16 protein-coding genes are annotated in these 14,598 nt (G+C 60.9%); 10 read left to right on the top strand and 6 right to left on the bottom strand.

From position 1 onward, the window contains the following. Positions 1–9: 9 nt before the first annotated feature. Positions 10–993, bottom strand: coding sequence for an iron exporter MbfA (gene mbfA, locus LQK83_RS13735; RefSeq protein WP_230837972.1), 984 nt, complete (start codon positions 991–993; stop codon positions 10–12). A gap of 128 nt (positions 994–1,121) precedes the next feature. On the opposite strand from mbfA, the gene LQK83_RS13730 reads away from it, so the two are divergent. Further along, positions 1,122–1,955: a lipo-like protein gene (locus LQK83_RS13730; RefSeq protein ID WP_230837971.1), complete on the top strand. Its 834-nt coding sequence runs from the start codon at positions 1,122–1,124 to the stop codon at positions 1,953–1,955. Here the strand turns inward: LQK83_RS13730 and moeB are convergent. Then, positions 1,928–2,707 (bottom strand): molybdopterin-synthase adenylyltransferase MoeB, encoded by a 780-nt coding sequence (gene moeB / locus LQK83_RS13725; RefSeq protein WP_230837970.1) that lies wholly within the window; start codon positions 2,705–2,707, stop codon positions 1,928–1,930. The two genes, LQK83_RS13730 and moeB, sit on opposite strands and share 28 nt — an antisense overlap. After that, positions 2,704–3,846 carry a DNA replication/repair protein RecF gene (gene recF / locus LQK83_RS13720; RefSeq protein WP_230837969.1) on the bottom strand — a complete coding sequence of 381 codons (1,143 nt, stop codon included), beginning with the start codon at positions 3,844–3,846 and terminating at the stop codon, positions 2,704–2,706. Before recF ends, moeB begins: the two co-directional genes overlap by 4 nt. Before the next feature lie 246 nt (positions 3,847–4,092). Here recF and rpmI point away from each other — a divergent pair, with 246 nt between their 5' ends. The 9 genes from rpmI (at position 4,093) to LQK83_RS13675 (ending at position 11,516) form a co-directional block, all read left to right on the top strand. After that, positions 4,093–4,296, top strand: a complete 204-nt coding sequence (rpmI, locus tag LQK83_RS13715; RefSeq protein WP_109855865.1) for a 50S ribosomal protein L35 — start codon at positions 4,093–4,095, stop codon at positions 4,294–4,296. Between the two features lie 39 nt (positions 4,297–4,335). Then, a complete protein-coding gene (gene rplT, locus LQK83_RS13710) occupies positions 4,336–4,740 on the top strand; it encodes a 50S ribosomal protein L20 (protein WP_230837968.1) in 405 nt (134 codons plus the stop codon). A gap of 148 nt (positions 4,741–4,888) precedes the next feature. Continuing rightward, the gene (pheS, locus tag LQK83_RS13705) at positions 4,889–5,971 is read left to right on the top strand and encodes a phenylalanine--tRNA ligase subunit alpha (protein WP_230837967.1); all 1,083 of its coding nucleotides are present in this window, start codon (positions 4,889–4,891) and stop codon (positions 5,969–5,971) included. Positions 5,972–6,007: 36 nt separating this feature from the next. Beyond that, a complete protein-coding gene (locus tag LQK83_RS13700; protein ID WP_109855868.1) occupies positions 6,008–6,280 on the top strand; it encodes a BrnT family toxin in 273 nt (90 codons plus the stop codon). Next, positions 6,240–6,554 (top strand): BrnA antitoxin family protein, encoded by a 315-nt coding sequence (locus LQK83_RS13695; RefSeq protein WP_230837966.1) that lies wholly within the window; start codon positions 6,240–6,242, stop codon positions 6,552–6,554. Before LQK83_RS13700 ends, LQK83_RS13695 begins: the two co-directional genes overlap by 41 nt. Before the next feature lie 433 nt (positions 6,555–6,987). Next, positions 6,988–9,417 (top strand): phenylalanine--tRNA ligase subunit beta, encoded by a 2,430-nt coding sequence (gene pheT / locus LQK83_RS13690; RefSeq protein ID WP_230837965.1) that lies wholly within the window; start codon positions 6,988–6,990, stop codon positions 9,415–9,417. A gap of 91 nt (positions 9,418–9,508) precedes the next feature. Continuing rightward, positions 9,509–10,543, top strand: coding sequence for a histone deacetylase family protein (locus LQK83_RS13685; protein ID WP_230837964.1), 1,035 nt, complete (start codon positions 9,509–9,511; stop codon positions 10,541–10,543). 35 nt (positions 10,544–10,578) lie between these two features. Beyond that, the gene (locus tag LQK83_RS13680) at positions 10,579–11,013 is read left to right on the top strand and encodes an SRPBCC domain-containing protein (protein WP_230837963.1); all 435 of its coding nucleotides are present in this window, start codon (positions 10,579–10,581) and stop codon (positions 11,011–11,013) included. Between the two features lie 89 nt (positions 11,014–11,102). Continuing rightward, positions 11,103–11,516, top strand: a complete 414-nt coding sequence (locus LQK83_RS13675) for a hypothetical protein (protein ID WP_230837962.1) — start codon at positions 11,103–11,105, stop codon at positions 11,514–11,516. Positions 11,517–11,564: 48 nt separating this feature from the next. On the opposite strand, the gene LQK83_RS13670 is transcribed toward LQK83_RS13675, so the two are convergent. The 3 genes from LQK83_RS13670 to LQK83_RS13660 form a co-directional block, all read right to left on the bottom strand. Continuing rightward, the gene (locus LQK83_RS13670) at positions 11,565–12,152 is read right to left on the bottom strand and encodes a YdeI/OmpD-associated family protein (RefSeq protein ID WP_230837961.1); all 588 of its coding nucleotides are present in this window, start codon (positions 12,150–12,152) and stop codon (positions 11,565–11,567) included. Between the two features lie 95 nt (positions 12,153–12,247). After that, positions 12,248–12,571, bottom strand: a complete 324-nt coding sequence (locus tag LQK83_RS13665) for a YbaB/EbfC family nucleoid-associated protein (protein WP_112695897.1) — start codon at positions 12,569–12,571, stop codon at positions 12,248–12,250. Between the two features lie 124 nt (positions 12,572–12,695). Next, on the bottom strand, positions 12,696–14,594 hold the full coding sequence (locus tag LQK83_RS13660; protein ID WP_442966767.1) for a DNA polymerase III subunit gamma/tau: 1,899 nt from the start codon (positions 14,592–14,594) through the stop codon (positions 12,696–12,698). Positions 14,595–14,598 lie beyond the last annotated feature (4 nt).

Raw genomic sequence — 14,598 nt, 5'->3', positions numbered from 1 at the left:
ATATCAGACTTACGCGTTGCCGATCAGGATACCGGCAGCCAGCACCAGCCCGCCACCGACGACAACCTGAAGGGCTGCGCGCAGGAAGGGCGTGTCCATGTATTTGTTCTGGATGAAGGCGATCGCCCAGAGCTCGAAGAACACGATGGCAATGGCGGTGATCGTCGCCGTCAGGAAGTTCGGGATCAGGTAGGGCAGCGTGTGGCCGAGGCCGCCAAGCGCCGTCATGATGCCCGAGGCCAGACCGCGCTTGATCGGCGAACCACGGCCGGAGAGCTTGCCGTCGTCATGGGCGGCTTCGGTGAAGCCCATCGAAATGCCCGCACCCACCGAGGCCGAAAGGCCAACGAGGAAGGTCTGCGTGGTGTCCTGTGTGGCGAAGGCCGCCGCGAAGATGGGAGCGAGCGTGGAAACGGAACCGTCCATGAGGCCGGCAAGCCCGGGCTGGACATAGGTCAGCAAGAATTGACGGCGGGCCGTCTCATTTTCCTCCTCGCGCGCGTCTTCCGGCAGATGCCTGTCTTCCAGCATGGAGGCGACATCGCTGTGGGCCTGTTCGGCAATCGCCAGATCGCCCAGCAGCTTGCGGATGCCGGTATCCTGGGCCTGCTTCTGCGCCTCGAGATAGAAGCGATAGGCGCCCTGCTCCATGCGCTCGGCTTCGTCGCGCATGTCATCGAGCGACTTCGTCTCCATCAACCAGTCGGGCGAGCGCTCGTAGAAACCGCGCACATGTTCGCGGCGGATCAGCGGAATGCGCTTGCCGAAACGGCTCTCGAACATGTCGATCAGCATGCGGCGATGGGTGTTCTCCACATCCGCCATGTCGTCGAACACCTTGGCCGATTGCGGATATTGCGCCCGCAGCTTGTCGGCATAGGCCATGTAAATGCGCGCATCGTCCTCTTCGGAGGAGATGGCCAGCGCCAGGATTTCAGCTTCGCTGAGCGAGGAGAATTCGCGCTTCTTCGAGCGCTCAAAGAGTCGGATCATGGGAGGCATCCTTTTTAGAATAATTCTAATCTAGAGACTCGCATGGCTGCGGTCAATCGCTTCCTTGCCGGTTTGTAACTCGACAGGCCCGGCTTTTTGCCGCTCAAATTGGTCGGGAGGTTTCAGCGATGAGAAGTGCGACAGAGGGGAGAGATACGATCCTGGACAGGTTCGGGGCGATTCTGGCGCATCGTCTTCAGGCGCCCTCTTCCGGCTACGAGCCCTACACGCCCTCCGATCCGGATACGTTGGCGCGTGTGCTTCAACCCGGCGATATCCTGCTTGTCGAGGGCGACAACAAGCTGGCCGCAGCGATCAAATATGTCACGCAGTCCACCTGGTCGCATGCGGCCTTCTTTGCAGGGGATATCTTGCCGCTCAGTCTGGAGGAAAGACAATTGCCATTGCCCGAGCGCCCGCAATTGATCGAAGCCAATCTCGGCGAAGGTTGCGTCACTGCGCCATTATCCAAATATCAGACCTACAATACACGCATCTGCCGGCCGGTGGGCCTGACGCCGGGCGACCGCGCCGATCTCGTGTCCTTCATGGTCGCGCATCTCGGCATGAAATATGACCTGAAGCATATTTTCGACCTGCTGCGTTATTTCCTGCCCGCACCACCCGTTCCCGTGCGCTTTCGCCGTCGCCTGCTGGCCTTCGGATCGGGCGACCCGACGCGGGCGATCTGCTCGACGCTGATCGCACAGGCCTTTCACAGCATTCGCTATCCGATCCTACCCACCATCGAGCATGTGCCGGGGCACAGCCAAGCCGTGTCAGACTATTCGCGGGAGGAAATCCTGCATATCCGCGACTATTCGCTGTTCACGCCGCGCGATTTCGACCTGTCGCCCTATTTCGAGGTGATCAAGCCGACACTCGCCGGCGGTTTCGACCATCGCCGGCTGCATTGGGCCGAGCACGACCGCACTCAGCCCGCCGAAACTGGCCGCTTGTAACGCACGATATCGAAGCGCGCCGACAGCCCGTCATAAAGCAGCAGGCGCCCAACAAGCGGCTCACCAGCGCCGGTCACGAGCTTGATCACCTCCATCGCCATCAGCGTCCCGACGACGCCAGTGACCGCGCCGAGGACGCCGGCTTCGGCGCAGGTGGGGACCATGCCCTCCGGCGGCGGCTCGGGGAAGAGATCGCGATAGCCGGGTAACAAACGACCATCCGGGGACTGCTCGTAGGGCTTCAGGACCGTGACGGAGCCATCGAAACGTCCGACAGCGCCGGTGACCAGCGGGATGCGCGCCTGTTCTGCCATGTCGGCGGAGAGATAGCGCGTGGTGAAATTATCGGAGCCGTCGGCCATGAGGTCATAGCCCTTCAGCAGATACGGCGCGTTCTCGGCGGTCAGCCGCAGGTCGTGTCGGATGACGTTGACGTGTGGATTGAGGGCGGCGACAGCGGCGGCGGCGCTTTGTGTCTTCGCCTCGCCGATCCGGTCCGTCGTGTGGATGATCTGGCGCTGGAGATTGGAGAGCGAGACGGTGTCGTCGTCGCAGATGCCGATCGTGCCGACGCCGGCAGCGGCGAGATACTGGATGAGCGGCGCACCGAGGCCGCCGGCGCCGATGATCAGGACGCGCGCGGCTTTCAGCTTCTGCTGGCCGGGGCCGCCGATTTCCGAGAGCACGATATGGCGCGCATAGCGGCCGATCTCGTCGCTGGAAAGGGGTTCCGGAATTCCGCTCTTTGTCATGGCGCATCCTCCCGCGTGACCGTGCCATTCGAGACGCGGAAGAATTCCGCGCGTTCGCCGAGGCTCCTGAACATTGCCGCATCCGTGCCGGTCATGAAAGCCTGTCCGCCGATTTCGTGAACGAGATCGAAGAGCGTGGCGCGACGGTTTTCGTCGAGATGCGCGGCAATCTCGTCGAGCAGGAGGATGGGCGCATAGCCGGTCATGCGGGCAGCAAGCCGCGCATGCGCCAGAACGAGGCCGACCAGCAGCGCCTTCTGTTCACCGGTCGAGCAGCGCTCGGCCTCGATATCCTTGGCGCGGTGGCGCACCAGTAGGTCGGTCTTGTGTGGACCCTCCAGCGTGCGGCCGGCGGCGGCATCACGCGGGCGGTCGCGGCCGAGGGCCAGCCGATAATCGTCTTCCAGATCGGCAGCGACGCGGCCTTCGCCATCTTCGTCCATAAAGCCCGCGAGCGAAAGCGCCGGCACCGGGAAGGCCACCTCCGGCGCGCCCTCCTCCACCAGCCGCGCCAACAGGCCCAGCATTTCGCGCCGGGCCAGCATAATCGCGACGCCCAGCCCCGCCATCTGTTCCTCCAGCCCGTCGAGCCATGTCGTGTCCCAACGGCTTTCGCTTAAGAGCCGGTTGCGGCTCTTCATGGCGCGCTCGAAATCGCTGGCGCGGCGGCCGTGGGTCGGGTCGATGGAGAGAACGAGACGGTCGAGAAAGCGTCGGCGATCAGACGAACCGCCGGTAAAAAGGCCATCCATGGACGGGGTCAGCCAGAGAATGCGCAAGTGATCGAGCAGGTCGTCGATCGCAGGCGCAGAGACTCCGTTGACGCGCAGCCGCCGGGAGACCGCACCTTCCGGCCCAGTCTCCGTGCCGGTGCCGATATCGGCCTCGCCATTCATGCCTTCGATGGCGGCGAAGACCGTGAAGCCGGCCTCCGCGCCATTGCGCACGACATCGGAATAGGCCGCACGGCGGAAACCACGGCCGGGCGAGAGAAAGGAGACGGCCTCCATGAGGTTGGTCTTGCCCGAGCCGTTATCGCCCGTCAGCACGACATGGCGGCCATCGAAACGCAGCGATGCGGCTGCGTAGTTTCGAAAGTCGGTCAGGGCCAGACGGTGGATGGCGGTCTTTTCGGGCATCTCTGTCATACTTATTAGATATGGGTGCGACGGATAGCAGGTGCCAAACCTCAAGGCAAAGACCGTGTGAGACCAAGAATCCCTGCCTCACAGAAGATTCCTTGCCTGCCCCGTTGCGTATTTCAAACACCGCGGTTATAAGCCCCCGTCCGAACGGTCCGGCAGGGCATGCCGTGGCCGTTCTAAATGCTTGTGAAAAGGCCTCATCAGCCATTTCCAAAAACACACCAAGAACGGAGTAGCAAAATGCCCAAGATGAAGACGAAATCGTCTGCCAAGAAGCGGTTCAAGATCACCGCAACCGGCAAGGTCAAGGCAGCTGCCGCTGGCAAGCGCCATGGCATGATCAAGCGGACCAACAAGTTCATCCGCGACGCTCGCGGCACGATGGTGCTGGCGGAGCCGGATGGCAAGAAGGTCGTCAAGAATTACCTGCCCAACGGTCTCTGAGACTGAGCAGCGTTTTCAAAGCTTTAAGGAGATCATGACATGGCACGTGTAAAAAGAGGCGTTACCGCCCACGCCAAGCACAAGAAGGTACTCAAGCAGGCCAAGGGTTTCTACGGCCGCCGCAAGAACACGATCCGCACCGCCAAGGCTGCCGTCGATCGTTCGAAGCAGTGGGCTTACAAGGACCGCAAGATCAACAAGCGCAATTTCCGCGCTCTGTGGATCCAGCGTATCAACGCTGCTGTCCGCGAACACGGTCTGACCTATGGCCGTTTCATCGACGGCCTGCACAAGGCTGGCATCGAGATCGACCGCAAGGTTCTTTCCGACATGGCAATCCATGAGAAGGAAGCTTTCGAAGCCCTCGTTGGCGCTTCGAAGAAGGCTCTCGAATACCTCAAGACTTCCGGCACGGCCGGTGAGTTTGAAGGCGCGGTACGTTAAGTTCCAGCGCTTCCCAAGCTTATTTGAGACCTCAATATTGGGAAACCCGCGCTGGCAGGGCTAGCGCGGGTTTTTTCTTGTTTCAGGCGTCATGAAGGACGGCTAACCAGCTTTGTCATGATGCTCCTATCAGAAGACGGTGAGATGCATGTCCGATCTTGAAAGTCTGAAATCCACGCTGCTCGCGGAAATCGAAGCGGCGGCTGACGAAGCGGCGATCGAAGCCGTGCGTGTCAATGCGCTGGGCAAGAAGGGGTCGGTCTCCGAACTCCTGAAAACGCTGGGCGCGATGAGCCCGGAAGAGCGCCAGACGCGCGGCGCCGCAATCAACGTTCTCAAGAACGAGATCACCGAGCGGATCGCCGACCGGAAGGCGTCCCTCAAGGACGCCGCGATCGCCGCGCGTCTTGCCGCCGAAAGCGTCGATGTCTCGCTGCCGGTGCGCACATCTCCCGCCGAGCTTGGCCGTATCCATCCGATCACGCAGATCGTCGACGAGATCAGCGCCATTTTCGGCGACATGGGCTTCTCGATTGCGGAAGGTCCCGATGTCGAGACGGATTATTATAATTTCACAGCGCTGAACTTCCCCGTCGGCCATCCGGCACGCGAAATGCATGACACGTTCTTCTTCCCGCCCGACGAGAACGGCGAGCGTAAGGTTCTGCGCACGCACACCTCCCCCGTGCAGGTGCGCACGATGGAAGCGCAGAAGCCGCCGATCCGCATCATCATTCCCGGCAAGACCTATCGCCAGGATAGCGACGCGACGCATTCGCCGATGTTCCATCAGGTCGAAGGCCTCGTCATCGACAAAAAGGCGAACGTTGCGAACCTGCGCTGGGTGCTGGAAGAGTTCTGCAAGAGCTTCTTCGAGGTCGACAGCGTGACGATGCGCTTCCGCCCGTCCTTCTTCCCCTTTACGGAGCCCTCCTTCGAGGTCGATATCCAGTGCGACCGTTCGGGTCCGGTGGTGAAGTTCGGCGAAGGCAAGGACTGGATGGAAATCCTCGGCTGCGGCATGGTGCACCCGAACGTGCTTCGCTTCGGCGGCATCGATCCGGACGAGTATCAGGGCTTTGCCTGGGGCATGGGCCTCGACCGCATCGCCATGCTGAAATACGGCATGCCGGACCTGCGCGACTTCTTCAACGCCGATATCCGCTGGATCAACCACTACGGGTTCAGGCCGCTGGACATGCCGACGCTGTTTGGGGGCTTGAGCACTTGATTTAATTGTGGCCACAATTAAATATGTATGGTATGTATGGAACTCGAATGGGACGAGGATAAACGCCAGAAAAACCTGCGGGAGCGCGGGATAGATTTCGCGTCCTTTTCCGATATCGACATGCAAACAGCCTTCACGGCTCAGGACAACAGAACTGATTATGGTGAGGTCCGCTTCATCACTTTCGGGTTCATTGCAGAGCGACTCCATGTCGCGTGCTGGACGCGACGCGAGGAACGGATCAGGGTCATTTCGCTGAGGAAAGCCAATGAAAGAGAAAAAGCTCTCTATGCCGATCTTGCCGGATAGTCTTTTGCCTCTGACGGACGACGATGGCGAAGTGCGGGAATTGACGGCCGAAGACCTCAGACATTTCCGCCCCTCGACGGAGGTCATGCCTGATGTTGTGAAGGCTTTCGAACGCATGCGTGGCGAACGCGGTCCACAGAAGGCGCCGGTGAAGGAACGTGTCGGCCTGCGGCTGGATCGTGAAGTGGTGGACTATTTCCGCCATACCGGCCCCGGCTGGCAGAGCCGGATCAATGAGATACTGGCCGAACATGTGAAGGCGGGCGGAAAGTGATTTCGGAATATATTCCTGTTCTCGTAACGCTACTGGGGCTCTTGGGTGCTGCTGTAACTTATTCTTATCAGCGTTCAGTTGATAGAAGGACTGCTTTGGTGGAACTTCGTCGGAACGCTTATAGGAACTATCTGAACACATTCCTAGTGATGACGGACACGCTTCAGCCAGACCAAGGCGTCACAAGAGCGCACAATCAGAATGAGCTAGAGTTATTGGTTATCGGTTCAGATCGCGTGGTTCAAAGAGTTGGCGCTCTTTCGCTTTACTACAAAGAGACGAACGCTGAGCGCTTCAACCGCGACCCACTCCACGTAAGGCGACTTGTCGCAGATATGTGCAACGAAATGCGTGCTGATTGTTTTGAAAAGACAAATCTCACAGTAGACGAAATCCAGCGGCTTGTGCCGATTGCATAAAGAGAGCAACGACGATGAAATTCACACTCTCCTGGCTCAAGGATCACCTTGAAACCGACGCGACGCTTGATGAGATTTGCGAGAAGCTGACGGCCATCGGCCTTGAGGTCGAGGATGTCGATGATCGCGCCGTGTTCAAGCCGTTCACCATCGCCAAGATCGTGACGGCGGAAAAGCACCCGGAAGCCGACCGGCTGAAGGTGCTTGGCGTCGACAAGGGCGATGGCAAGCTGATCCAGATCGTCTGCGGCGCGCCGAATGCGCGGGCGGGCCTGATTGGGGCGCTTGCGGAACCCGGCACTTACGTTCCGGGCATCGATGTGACGCTCGGCGTCGGCAAGATCCGCGGCGTCGAGAGCCATGGCATGATGTGCTCCGAGAAGGAACTGATGGTCTCCGATGATCATAACGGTATCATCGACCTGCCGGAAGATGCGCCGCTCGGCACATCTTACGCGGCCTATGCCGGGCTTGACGACCCGGTCATCGAGATCAACCTGACGCCGAACCGTCCGGATTGCACCGGCGTCTATGGCATCGCGCGCGATCTCGCGGCGGCCGGTCTTGGGACGCTGAAGACGCGCAAAGCGCCCGCCTTCGCGGTTGATGGTAAGACACCGGTTACGGTAAAGCTCGACTTCATCGCGGACGACAAGCATCTCTGCCCCGGCTTTGCGCTTCGTCTTGTACGCGGCGTCAAGAACGGCCCCTCGCCGGCCTGGATGCAGAAGCGGCTGACGGCGATCGGACTGCGTCCGATCAATGCGCTGGTCGATATCACCAATTACATGACTTTCGATCAGGCCCGCCCGCTGCACGTCTTCGACGCGGCCAAGGTTGCCGGCGACCTCACCGTCCGCCGCGCCAAGGCCGGCGAAAAGGTGCTGGCGCTCGACACGCGCGAATATGAGCTGAATCCGGCTAACGTTGTCATCGCCGATGACAAGGGCGTGGAATCCATCGCCGGCATCATGGGCGGCGAGCATTCGGGCTGTGACGAAAGCACGGTCGATGTCCTCATCGAATCCGCTCTCTGGGACCCGCTGAACGTCGCCAAATCCGGGCGCGAGCATGGCATCATCACCGATGCACGCTATCGCTTCGAGCGTGGCGTCGATCCGGAATATATGGTGGCAGGCCTTGAGCGCGCGACCGAACTGGTGCTGGAGCTTTGCGGCGGTGTCGCTGCAGAGGCGAACGTCGTTGGTTATGAAGGCTATAGGGCAAAGGTCATCGATTTCCCGGTTTCCGAGGTCAAGCGCCTGACGGGCATCGATGTTCCGGCTGCGGAGTCGCGCGACATTCTGGTCAAGCTCGGCTTCGGCGTCGAAGGTTCGGGCGATGTGCTGAAGGTCTCGGTTCCGTCCTGGCGTCCCGATGTGGATGGCAAGGCCGATCTCGTGGAAGAGGTCTTGCGCATCCATGGCGTCGATCAGGTCAAGGCACAGCCGCTCGACAGCCATGGCGCGGTCAACGGCAAGATCCTGACCACGCTGCAGATCCGCACCCGCGCGGCCAAGCGGGCGCTGGCCGCTCGCGGCATGGGCGAGGCCGTCACCTGGTCGTTCATTCCGGCCGAACAGGCCGCGCTTTTCGGCGGCGGCAGTGCTGCGCTGAAGCTCTCCAACCCGATTGCCGCCGACATGTCGGACATGCGACCTTCGCTTCTGCCGGGCCTGCTGTCTGCTGCGCAGCGCAATGCGGCGCGCGGCTATGGCGACGTCGCCCTGTTTGAGGTGTCGGGCACCTATGAAAGCGACCGGCCTGAAGGCCAGCGGCGCGTGGCCGGCGGCGTGCGTCGCGGCACAGCCTCGCTTTCCGGTGCCGGGCGCATGTGGTCGAACGGCAAGTCGGGCGGCGGCAAGCCGGTCGATGTCTACGATGCGAAGGCGGATGCGCTCGCCGTGCTCGAAGCCTGCGGCATGCCGATGGGCAATGTGCAGATCGAAAAGGGCGGGCCGGACTGGTATCACCCCGGCCGCTCCGGCACGATCAAGATGGGCCCGAAAGTCATCCTCGGCACGTTCGGCGAGTTCCATCCGAAGGCGCTCGATGCGCTGGACGTTTCAGGCGCGCTTTGCGGCTTTGAGGTCTATATCGACGCGATCCCCGAGCCGAAGAAGAAGGCGACCAAGACCAAGCCGGTTCTGGAGCTTTCTCCCTTCCAGGCCGTGCGCCGCGACTTCGCCTTCGTGGTCGACAAGGCGGTGGAAGCCGGCGCGATCATCCGCGCGGCAGCCTCTGCCGACCGCAAGCTGATCGGCGCGGTCAATGTCTTCGACATTTTCGAAGGCGCATCGGTTGGCGCGGACAAGAAGTCGGTCGCCATTGAAGTGACGATCCAGCCGGCAGAACGCACGCTGACGGATGAAGATTTCGACGGGCTGACGAAGCGCATCATCGCCAATGTCGAGAAGACGACCGGCGGGAGCCTTCGAGCTTGATCGGTGCTCGCATCTCGTGATTGATTGGGGCGGCCTCGGCCGCCCTTTTTGATTTGAAGGGCCGAAAAATCAGAGATCCAGCGGAGTCCTCATGAAAATCATCTATTCCGAGAAGCACAAGCTGCGCGATGCGAAGACGGAGCTGCATGGCGGTGAACTCGTCAAGCCCTTCGAGGGGCCGTTCCGAGCGGAGTGGATTCTCGAGGCTGTGCAGAGCGCCGGGTTCAAGGACGTGTCCGCGCCGGCGGATTACAATCTCGACGTGGCCATGAAAGTTCATGATCGCGGCTATCTGGAGTTTCTGGCGACAGCATGGGACCGCTGGGCGGCGGAAGGGTTTGCCGGCGAGGCGATCCCGGTGACGCTGCCGGTTCGGCGCACGCAGATGGCGCGTGTGCCGCGCAATATCGACGGGGCGCTTGGCTATTATGCCAATTCCGTCGAGACCTCGATCAGCAAGGGCACGTATGAGGCGGTGCTTTCCTCGCAATCCAGCGCGCTTGAAGGCGCGGATTGGTTGAATAAGGGCAACCGGAGTGCCTTCGCGCTCTGCCGCCCGCCGGGCCATCACGCCGGCATTGATACCTATGGCGGCTATTGCTTCATCAACAACGCGGCCGTGGCGGCACAGCGTCTTCTGCACCACGGCGCGAAGCGTGTGGCGATCCTCGATGTCGACTTCCACCATGGCAATGGTACGCAGGACATTACCTATCGCCGCGACGACATTTTCTTTGCCTCGCTGCATGGCGACCCGGTCGATGCCTTCCCTTACTTCCTCGGCTATGCGGACGAAACAGGCGAAGGGCCGGGCGAAGGGTTCAACGCGAATTATCCGATGCCGCCGGGAACGCCCTGGAGCATCTGGTCGCAAGCATTGGCCGATGCACTTGTCCGCATCAAGACCTATGGCGCAGAAGCCATTGTCGTGTCGCTGGGCGTCGATACGTTCGAGAAGGATCCGATCAGCTTCTTCAAGCTGACAAGCCCGGATTATATCAGCATGGGTGCGATGATCGCCGGCAGCGGCGTACCTGTGCTGACGCTGATGGAGGGCGGCTATGGCGTGCCGGAGATCGGCCTGAACGTCGCGAACTTCCTCAAGGGGATCGAATCGCGGGGCTGATGCGTTTAGACGGGGGAAACTCAAGGGAGAGAGCCATGACCATCAAAGTGGAGACCAAGATCGTCGCCGATATCGCCACGGTGTGGAATGCGTATACGACGCCGGAAGACATCATGGCGTGGAATGCCGCGTCCGATGACTGGCACACGACCCATGCGACAGTCGAGCTGACGAATGGCGGCCATTTTTCCTCGCGCATGGAGGCGAAAGACGGATCCATGGGCTTCGACTTTGCTGGCACCTACGCCCGCATCGTGCCTTATGCCGTCATCGAATACGATTTCGGGGACCGTCATGCCCGGGTGGATTTCGTTGAAGATCCGGAAGGCGTGACCGTCACGGTCGCCTTTGATCCAGAAAGCGAGCATCCGGAGGAAATGCAGCGCGACGGATGGCAGGCTATCCTGACCAATTTCAAGCGGCATGTGGAAGCCAAGGGCAAGTCGCGTCCTGCGCTTGTCGATGCCTGACGAACGCGGAACCGAACTGAAGTCTTTCTGCTAAGGTATAGACGCGCGATTCGGAGCGATGCGGAGAATACACCCATCTGGAGCCAGACATGCTGAAAAAGATCTTCACGACCTCGGCCTTCATCTTCTCTGGCCTGCTGCTTGCCGCTTGCCAGACGGCGCAGAATCCGAAGGCGGAAGCGCATCTGAACCAGCGCTGGCAAGGCAAGCCCGTCGCGGAGTTCGAGAGCCGCTTCGGCAAGCCATCCAGCACGTCTTCCGGCAAACTGGTGTGGAGCGTCACCCGCGACGACGTGACGCCTGCCCATGAACGTTCCTTCGGCATCGGCGTCAGCGGTGTAGCGATCGGCGACCCGCTGAAGACGAAAGTCGAGGCCAAGGCCGAGCGCAAGAGCTGCACGATCGAAGTGAGCAGCAGCAATGGCGCCATTACCCGCATCGATATCGTCAGGGACGATTCGACGCGTCAGGCCGCCTCGCTTTGCCTGTTCACCTTTGGCTGAGACTGCTTTCAATCCAGACCGTCAGCTTGGGTGCGACAGACCGGGCGCTCAATCGTCGAGCCCCTTCCCTTCCATGATCTTTGGACGGCATTTCTCGATACGAGCCTGCCGCGTTGCCGATTGCTTAGCCGACGAAAAATGAAGCAGATAGGCTCGCTGCCGGCCGGGCGTTAGCGCGTCGAAGGCAGCCTTCAATGCGCCGTCTCCTGCCAGCGCTGTCCCAAACTCTTCAGGAACCGCGAACGCCGATACCGATTTGTGAACCACCTTGAGCCCGGCCTTCTCCACTTCGATCGCTTCGTGGACATAGCTCTTGATCAGGTTCTGCATGCGCTGGATTTCATCGACACCTGTGAAGCGGATCTGGCGGGCAGACTGGACGTTTTCGGTCTGCTGAATGAGGACACCGTCAGGGTCCTTCATCAGCGCGCCCTTGTGAAAGAGCAGCGCGCAATAGTCCTTGAAGACATGGATCAGAACGACATTCTTACCGTCGAGCGTGTAGCAGGGCACGCCCCATTTCAGATCCTCAACCAAGGGGCACTCGAGCAGCAAGGCACGAAGCGCTGCCATTTCAGCCTGCCAGCGCTCATTGCGCTTCAGGTAGGCATCGACCTTTGGATTCGTCTGACTCATGTTGCTCTCCGCTTATTTTCAGGAGAGCTTATATGGCAAGAGGCGGCAGGGAAAGCTTTCAGGCTCAGCCCTGCCATTCTGGTCGTCTCGCTGCCTCAGAACGGGAACTTCATCCCCGGCGGCAGCGGCATGCCGGCGGTGAGTTCGGCGAGCTTGGCTTGGGCCTCGGCTTCGCCCTTGTCCTTGGCAGCCTTGTGGGCGGCGACAATCAGGTCTTCGAGGATTTCGACGTCGTCTTCCTTGAACATGGACGGATCGATCTTGATCGATGTCATGACGCCCTTGCCGTCGAGATGGACCGTGACCATGCCGCCGCCGGCCTGGCCTTCGATGTCCATGGCAGCGATCTCAGCCTGGACCTTTTCCATCTTGGACTGCATTTCCTTGACCTTGCCCATCATGCCCATGATGTCGCGCATCGTCAGCTCCTTGTTCTTGTTGTCGCAATTTCCATACGAAAAACCGCTTTGCACTTTTTCTGGAATTGCTTTGTTGTCGCAATTTCCGGACGAAACCGCTTCGCACTTTTCTCGAATTGCTCGGTTAAAATTCGACGTCGTCGCCGGGGAGCACATCGCCCTCTTCGGTAACGGCTGCGGCCGGTGCCGGCTTGTCTTCCTCGTCGTCCGCCTCATCCTTGCGCACGCGCACGTCCATGATCCTGGCACCGGGAAAGCGCTCAAGAATGGCCGCGATATCAGGATCGGAGCGGGCGTCCAGAAGCCGGGTTTCCTTATCCATCGCCTCCTGCTGGACGAGCGTCGGCTCGCCCTCGTCGCGCGAGAGGATCACGAGCCAGCGGATGCCGGTCCATTTTTCGAGACGGGTCTGCAGGTCGTTGACCAGCGAGCGCGGAGCATCCGAACCCAGGCGAATTTCCAGCTTGCCCGGCTCCATGCGCACGAAATGCACATGCTGGCGGAGCAGCGTGCGCAAGACAGGCTCGCGGTTCTTGGAGCAGAGTTCGACAATATCCTTGAGCGAGCCGACCTTCACCAGCATTTCAGGCGCGGCGCGTTCTTCACTGCGCGGCGCTTCTACGGGTTGGGTGTCGGCGGCCGCCTGCGGTGTCGTGACCGGATCGGCTTTCGGCACGGCGCGCAGCATGGCCGTTGCGCCACCCGTCGAGCCGCGCGGGCTCATGGACTGGCCGACGGCATTCACATTGCCGCTACCCGACATGGATGCACCGCCGCCGCCATTCGGACGCGGCGCTGAAGGCGCATCGACGGCACTGCCGTTTGCGTAGTCGGCGAGTCGGCGCGCGGCCTCTTCCGGCGAGGGAAGATTGGCGGCATGCGCGATGCGGATCAGCACCATTTCTGCTGCGGCCTGCTGGCGCGCGGCGCTTTCCGTTTCCGGGATGCCCTTGAGCAGCATCTGCCAGATGCGCGAGAGCGTGGAGACGGCAAGTGTCTTCGAAAATTCCGCGCCGCGCGTCCGCTCGGCTTCGCTCAGCGACGGGTCTTCGGCGGAGGCCGGTGCAAACTTGAAGCGCGTGACCAGATGGGTGAAATCGGCGAGATCGTTGAGCACGGCGACCGGATTGGCACCCGCCTCATACTGGCCGGCAAATTCGGTCAGGGCTGCCGCTGCGTCGCCACGCGCCAGCGTCTCGAAAAGATCGACCACGCGGGCGCGGTCGGCGAGGCCCAGCATGGTGCGGACCTGTTCGGCAATCACCGCGCCGCCGCCATGGGCAATCGCCTGATCCATCAGCGACAGGCCGTCACGGGCGGAGCCTTCGGCCGCACGTGCGATCATCGCCAGCGCTTCCGGCTCGGCTTCGATGCCTTCCTTGCCCGCAACGGTGGAGAAGAGATGGACGAGGTCGGCAGCCGAAATGCGGCGCAGGTCGAAACGCTGGCAGCGCGACAGAACCGTAATCGGAACCTTACGGATTTCGGTCGTCGCGAAGATGAACTTCACATGCTCCGGCGGCTCTTCAAGCGTCTTCAAGAGGCCGTTGAAGGCCTGCGTGGAAAGCATGTGCACTTCGTCGATGATGTAGACCTTGTAGCGCGCCGAAACGGGGCGATAGCGCACCTGCTCGATAATCTCGCGGATATCGTCGATACCTGTATGCGACGCGGCGTCCATTTCGACAACGTCGAGATGGCGGCCCTCCATGATCGCCTGGCAATGGATGCCGAGTTCCTTCAGCTCGATGGTCGGCTTGTCGATCGTGTCGGTCTTGTAGTTGAGCGCGCGGGCGAGGATGCGGGCGGTGGTCGTCTTGCCGACCCCGCGAACGCCGGTCAGCATATAGGCCTGGGCGATGCGTCCGCTTTCGAACGCATTCGTCAGAGTCTTGACCATCGGCTCCTGGCCGACCATCAAGTCGTTGAAATCCTTGGGACGATATTTGCGCGCGAGGACCCGGTAGCCAGTCTGCTCCGCAATGTCCTTGTCGCTGCCGCTCATGGCCCGTTGCCTTTTGATTTCG

This window comes from Rhizobium sp. C1 (assembly GCF_021026335.1).
Taxonomy (GTDB): Bacteria; Pseudomonadota; Alphaproteobacteria; order Rhizobiales; family Rhizobiaceae; genus Ensifer_A.
This window is presented reverse-complemented; position numbering and strand designations above follow the sequence as displayed.

What these genes read in the sequence shown, in the direction of transcription:
- rpmI (WP_109855865.1), top strand. Translation starts at nt 4,093, where the DNA reads ATGCCCAAGATGAAGACGAAATCGTCTGCCAAGAAGCGGTTCAAGATC.
- rplT (WP_230837968.1), top strand. Translation starts at nt 4,336, where the DNA reads ATGGCACGTGTAAAAAGAGGCGTTACCGCCCACGCCAAGCACAAGAAG.
- LQK83_RS13730 (WP_230837971.1), top strand. Translation starts at nt 1,122, where the DNA reads ATGAGAAGTGCGACAGAGGGGAGAGATACGATCCTGGACAGGTTCGGG.
- pheT (WP_230837965.1), top strand. Translation starts at nt 6,988, where the DNA reads ATGAAATTCACACTCTCCTGGCTCAAGGATCACCTTGAAACCGACGCG.
- recF (WP_230837969.1), bottom strand. Translation starts at nt 3,846, where the DNA reads ATGCCCGAAAAGACCGCCATCCACCGTCTGGCCCTGACCGACTTTCGA.
- LQK83_RS13675 (WP_230837962.1), top strand. Translation starts at nt 11,103, where the DNA reads ATGCTGAAAAAGATCTTCACGACCTCGGCCTTCATCTTCTCTGGCCTG.
- LQK83_RS13680 (WP_230837963.1), top strand. Translation starts at nt 10,579, where the DNA reads ATGACCATCAAAGTGGAGACCAAGATCGTCGCCGATATCGCCACGGTG.
- LQK83_RS13700 (WP_109855868.1), top strand. Translation starts at nt 6,008, where the DNA reads ATGGAACTCGAATGGGACGAGGATAAACGCCAGAAAAACCTGCGGGAG.
- moeB (WP_230837970.1), bottom strand. Translation starts at nt 2,707, where the DNA reads ATGACAAAGAGCGGAATTCCGGAACCCCTTTCCAGCGACGAGATCGGC.
- LQK83_RS13665 (WP_112695897.1), bottom strand. Translation starts at nt 12,571, where the DNA reads ATGCGCGACATCATGGGCATGATGGGCAAGGTCAAGGAAATGCAGTCC.
- LQK83_RS13670 (WP_230837961.1), bottom strand. Translation starts at nt 12,152, where the DNA reads ATGAGTCAGACGAATCCAAAGGTCGATGCCTACCTGAAGCGCAATGAG.
- LQK83_RS13695 (WP_230837966.1), top strand. Translation starts at nt 6,240, where the DNA reads ATGAAAGAGAAAAAGCTCTCTATGCCGATCTTGCCGGATAGTCTTTTG.
- mbfA (WP_230837972.1), bottom strand. Translation starts at nt 993, where the DNA reads ATGATCCGACTCTTTGAGCGCTCGAAGAAGCGCGAATTCTCCTCGCTC.
- LQK83_RS13685 (WP_230837964.1), top strand. Translation starts at nt 9,509, where the DNA reads ATGAAAATCATCTATTCCGAGAAGCACAAGCTGCGCGATGCGAAGACG.
- pheS (WP_230837967.1), top strand. Translation starts at nt 4,889, where the DNA reads ATGTCCGATCTTGAAAGTCTGAAATCCACGCTGCTCGCGGAAATCGAA.